The organism is Microcystis sp. LE19-41.2A (assembly GCF_027530405.1).
Classification (GTDB): Bacteria; Cyanobacteriota; Cyanobacteriia; order Cyanobacteriales; family Microcystaceae; genus Microcystis; species Microcystis aeruginosa.
This window is the reverse complement of record NZ_JAPZQJ010000645.1, coordinates 1-3939: the sequence shown is the minus strand read 5'-3', so window position 1 is coordinate 3939 and position 3939 is coordinate 1. Positions and strand designations below refer to the sequence as shown.

4 protein-coding genes and 1 tRNA gene are annotated in these 3939 nt (G+C 48.2%); 2 read left to right on the top strand and 3 right to left on the bottom strand.

Annotated features, from left to right (window positions below; genetic code table 11):
- A partial coding sequence (locus tag O9290_RS26465) for a bluetail domain-containing putative surface protein (protein ID WP_288087707.1) occupies positions 1 to 954 on the top strand: 954 nt, incomplete at its 5' end.
- A gap of 710 nt (positions 955 to 1664) precedes the next feature.
- On the opposite strand, the gene O9290_RS26460 is transcribed toward O9290_RS26465, so the two are convergent.
- Together O9290_RS26460 and O9290_RS26455 are read right to left on the bottom strand one after the other, a co-directional pair.
- Positions 1665 to 1746, bottom strand: a tRNA-Leu gene (locus O9290_RS26460).
- 54 nt (positions 1747 to 1800) lie between these two features.
- The gene (locus O9290_RS26455) at positions 1801 to 2481 is read right to left on the bottom strand and encodes a nucleoside phosphorylase-I family protein (RefSeq protein ID WP_002762621.1); all 681 of its coding nucleotides are present in this window, start codon (positions 2479 to 2481) and stop codon (positions 1801 to 1803) included.
- 123 nt (positions 2482 to 2604) lie between these two features.
- Between O9290_RS26455 and O9290_RS26450 the strand changes: the two genes are divergently transcribed.
- The gene (locus tag O9290_RS26450) at positions 2605 to 3660 is read left to right on the top strand and encodes an ABC transporter ATP-binding protein (RefSeq protein WP_043999417.1); all 1056 of its coding nucleotides are present in this window, start codon (positions 2605 to 2607) and stop codon (positions 3658 to 3660) included.
- On the opposite strand, the gene O9290_RS26445 is transcribed toward O9290_RS26450, so the two are convergent.
- Positions 3661 to 3867, bottom strand: a complete 207-nt coding sequence (locus tag O9290_RS26445) for a hypothetical protein (protein WP_288055638.1) — start codon at positions 3865 to 3867, stop codon at positions 3661 to 3663. It lies immediately after the preceding gene.
- Between the last annotated feature and the right edge of the window lie 72 nt (positions 3868 to 3939).

The following is a 3939-nucleotide window of genomic DNA, read 5'->3' as shown; positions in this document are numbered from 1 at the left end:
ACTCTGCCCACCAAAGATGACCTCTTGAGTGATCCCAGTGAAACGATCATCACCAAAATTACCGCCCCCGCCGGCTACACTATCAGTGGACCCGACACGGCTACGGCCACCATTCTTGACAATGATGGTAACTCAGCTAATGACAACTTGGTCGGGACAAGCTTTGCCGATGCCCTGGCTGGAGTGGGAGGTAATGACACCCTTAGCGGTTTAGGCGGCAACGACACCCTCGATGGTGGGGCCGATAACGACACTTACCTCTTCGACACGGATCTGGTCTTGAATAGCGACCTCCTAATTGATGCCTCTGGAATCGATACCCTCAACTTTGCGGCGACCACAGCTAAAACCATCAACCTCAATCTCGGCAGTACCGTCGCCCAAACCGTCACCGCCGGAAATCTCACTCTCGCCCTAGCTAGTGCCACTGCTTTTGAAAATGTTATTGGTGGTAGCCTCAACGACAACATCATCGGCAATACTCTGGCTAATTCCCTCGATGGTGGAGCGGGTAATGACAATCTCAACGGTGGAGCGGGTAATGATAACCTGACAGGCGGTCTTGGCAAAGATACCCTAACGGGAAGCACGGGATTGGATACTTTGACCTACAATTCCCTCGGTGATTCGCTGCTGAGTGGCTTTGATGTTATTCAAGGCTACAATGGCACAGGTGCTAGTCTTGATAGCATTAATGCCCCTGCGCCTATTGCACCAATCACTTTGACCGCATCGAAAGACACAGCTACTGCTTTAACCGAAGCGGCGATTCAGTTGGTCTTGACTAATGCGGCCTTTGCTGCTAACACGGCGGCGGCCTTTAACGTGACAGGTCAAAGTGGTACTTTTATCGCTCTCAATAATGGAGCGGCTGGTTTCCAAGCCGCTAGTGATGCGATCATTCAACTGAGTGGTTACAACATTGCTGCCGCTAAACCAGTGGTAGTGATCTAGATTGAGAGATCATTTAAGTTTGCCGGCAGTAGGAGACTCTTCTCCTACTGCCACTAGGGGTCTTTCAGAATCTATGAGATTAAACTCTTTTGGGCTTAATTGGGGTGTGCTGAAAAAGTTTGTTGGTGGGGTTAAGGAGTCAGGAGTCAGTAGCCGGTCGTCAGGAGTCGGGAGTTTCAGGCTTTGTTGCCCTCTCTTTTCGTACCAACTTAGGGCTTGCTGAAAAAGTCTAAAAACCTTGTTGGGTAAGACTTTTAGACCTTTTGTCAATCAAAAAGTGCCGACCATTGGAGTGATTGGGGGGAAAATTCCGGGACTTTTTCCCTGAAAATTAGGTAATTGACCACCTGAAAATGGGTAAAACCCCACACCCCACACCCCACACCCCACACCCCACACCCTACCCCCACGAAAAACTTTTTGCCGCAAACCCTAGCTAGGCATCACAGGAAAACTATGCCATGTCCCCCACCGTTAGCGGTGGTTTTTTGTCGGATGTGGGATTTTGCCTGGCAAGTTTTCCCCGATGGTAGTTGCTCGCTCGTCAAGGAAGAGTCGCTCTTTTTCGCCGTCAACCCGAGTCGATGGGCTGCGAGCGTTTCCTATTGCCCGGCATTCCTCCCCCACTGACCCTACGGGTGTAATGGTGGTATCCTGCCAACATTCAAGGTGACAAGGGCAATTCTCGTCAGAGGGCAGATAAAAGTTTATGCGGATGGCGAGACTCGAACTCGCAAGGCGTAAGCCACACGCCCCTCAAACGTGCGTGTCTACCAGTTCCACCACATCCGCTTGATTTTAGCTTAACCACTATAGCACAGAAAAAAAATAATCTGCAAGCAACTTTTAAAAATTACTGCCGCACAACTTTCGCACCACCTGAGTTAGTACGGATAAACCTTTTAGGGAACCTTGAATCAAATGGAAGGCCGGGATGGGACGGATTAACATTTGTCGAGCTAGGGGCAATGGTAGCAGCTGACCTTGATTATCAATTGCCGGGGCTAAATCGGGTAAATCCTGTGTCACCTCATCGCTAATCACGCGCACAATTGCCACTTTTTGCCCCGGTAAAGCCGCTAAAATCCTTGCTCCTTCCATATCGACCACCTCATAGCCCCCCTGTCCTAAACGTCGTTTTTCCTCGGATCGGCTAATCAGGCGATCGCTGGTTAAACCTTTAACAAGACTATATCCGGTTAATTGGGCGATTTCTGCGGTTATTTCTGGTTCGCACTGCCAATAATTCCCCGTTTCCGCGCCACAACCTTGATAGATTACCCCATCTCCGACCCGATGGCGATCGCTGAGACTGCCCGCTAATCCCATCAGCACAATTTTTCCCGTGAGCTTATTAAGAAATTCTAGAGATTGCCCAGAGACTGAGGAACTGTCGAGGAATTCTGGAGCGCCAAGGTTAATCGGGATAATTTGCGGGGCTAAATCGCCGATTTTCCTTAATCCTCGGCGGATTGAGCTATGCTCGGCCCCCCGGGGAACGAGAATAATATCTTCAGGTGTGAGCATGAAATTTTTGAGAAAGTTTCCTAATTAGTGCATTGAGATGTTATAAACAATAATAGTGAACTAATTAGGAATAATTCTTAAGTGAATGGCCCCGCCACCGACCGGGCGATTGTCTTTCCCACCATGAAAAAGTCTGTCATTCTGCGTTTATCCGAGGTTAACAAGCGTTTTCCCGCTTCTCCTACTCTAGCTGTCGATAATATCAGTTTTAGTTTAACAGAGGGCGAAATTCTCGGATTATTGGGCCCGTCGGGCTGCGGTAAAACCACTCTACTGCGGATGATTGCGGGATTTGAAAAACCATCTCAAGGAGTGATTGAATTGGGAGGGCGAATAGTTGCCGACCAAAAAACCTTTATTCCCCCGGAAAAACGCAATACGGGCATGGTTTTTCAGGATTACGCTCTTTTTCCCCATTTAACCATTGCTGACAATATCGCCTTCGGGTTAAAAAATTCTGGGGAGAAATTATCGAGCAGAGCTATTAACGCTAGGGTGGCGGAAACTTTAGATTTAGTCGGACTGCAAGGACTAGAAAAACGTTATCCCCATCAGCTATCGGGAGGACAACAGCAAAGAGTCGCCCTCGCCCGCGCTTTAGCCCCAAAACCCTCTTTAATCCTCTTAGATGAACCTTTAAGTAATCTCGATGTCCAGGTACGGCAACGGTTACGGCACGAGATCCGTCATATCCTGAAAGCGACTGGTATCTCGGCCATTTTTGTCACCCACGACCGGGAGGAAGCAATGGTGATCAGTGACACAATTGCGGTTCTTTGTCAAGGAAAATTAGAACAAATTAACAATCCCGAAGAAATTTATAGTCATCCGGCCTCGCGATTTGTGGCCGAGTTTGTCACCCAAGCTAACTTTCTCCCCGCTAGACGGGAGGGGGAACAATGGCAAACCGAGATAGGACTCTGGACAATTCCTGATGGTCAAGATTTGGACAAAGGGGAATTGATGCTAAGAGAGGAAGATGTCAAAATTAAGCCAGATGAGACGGGAGAGCTAGTTATTTGCGATCGCCAATTTTTGGGGCGGGAATACCGTTATTGTCTGCTAACGGCTACCGGCAGCCAAATCCACGCTAGAACAACGATTAACACCCAATTAGACATCGGTACAAAGGTAAAACTATCGATTATTCCCGATAGCGTCCGTGTATTTGCCGATTGATCAATCACATCTGACTTGAAAGTGGGTGTGGGGTGTGGGGTGTAGGGTGTGGGGTGTAGGGTGTGGGGTGTGGGGTGTGGGGTGTGGGGAGATTTTTTTTAGTAAAAAGGCAGCTCCGAGCTTATCGCTTAATACTATTGGCTCTTCGGTTGGTGTTATGCAATAGACGGGGGTTATAAGGGATGTAACCCTTATATAGAAAGGCATTTAGCGATTTTTGTCAATTGTTTTTGATCTAGAGCGAACTAATCAATTAAGTCTCTTACCAGATAAGGATTT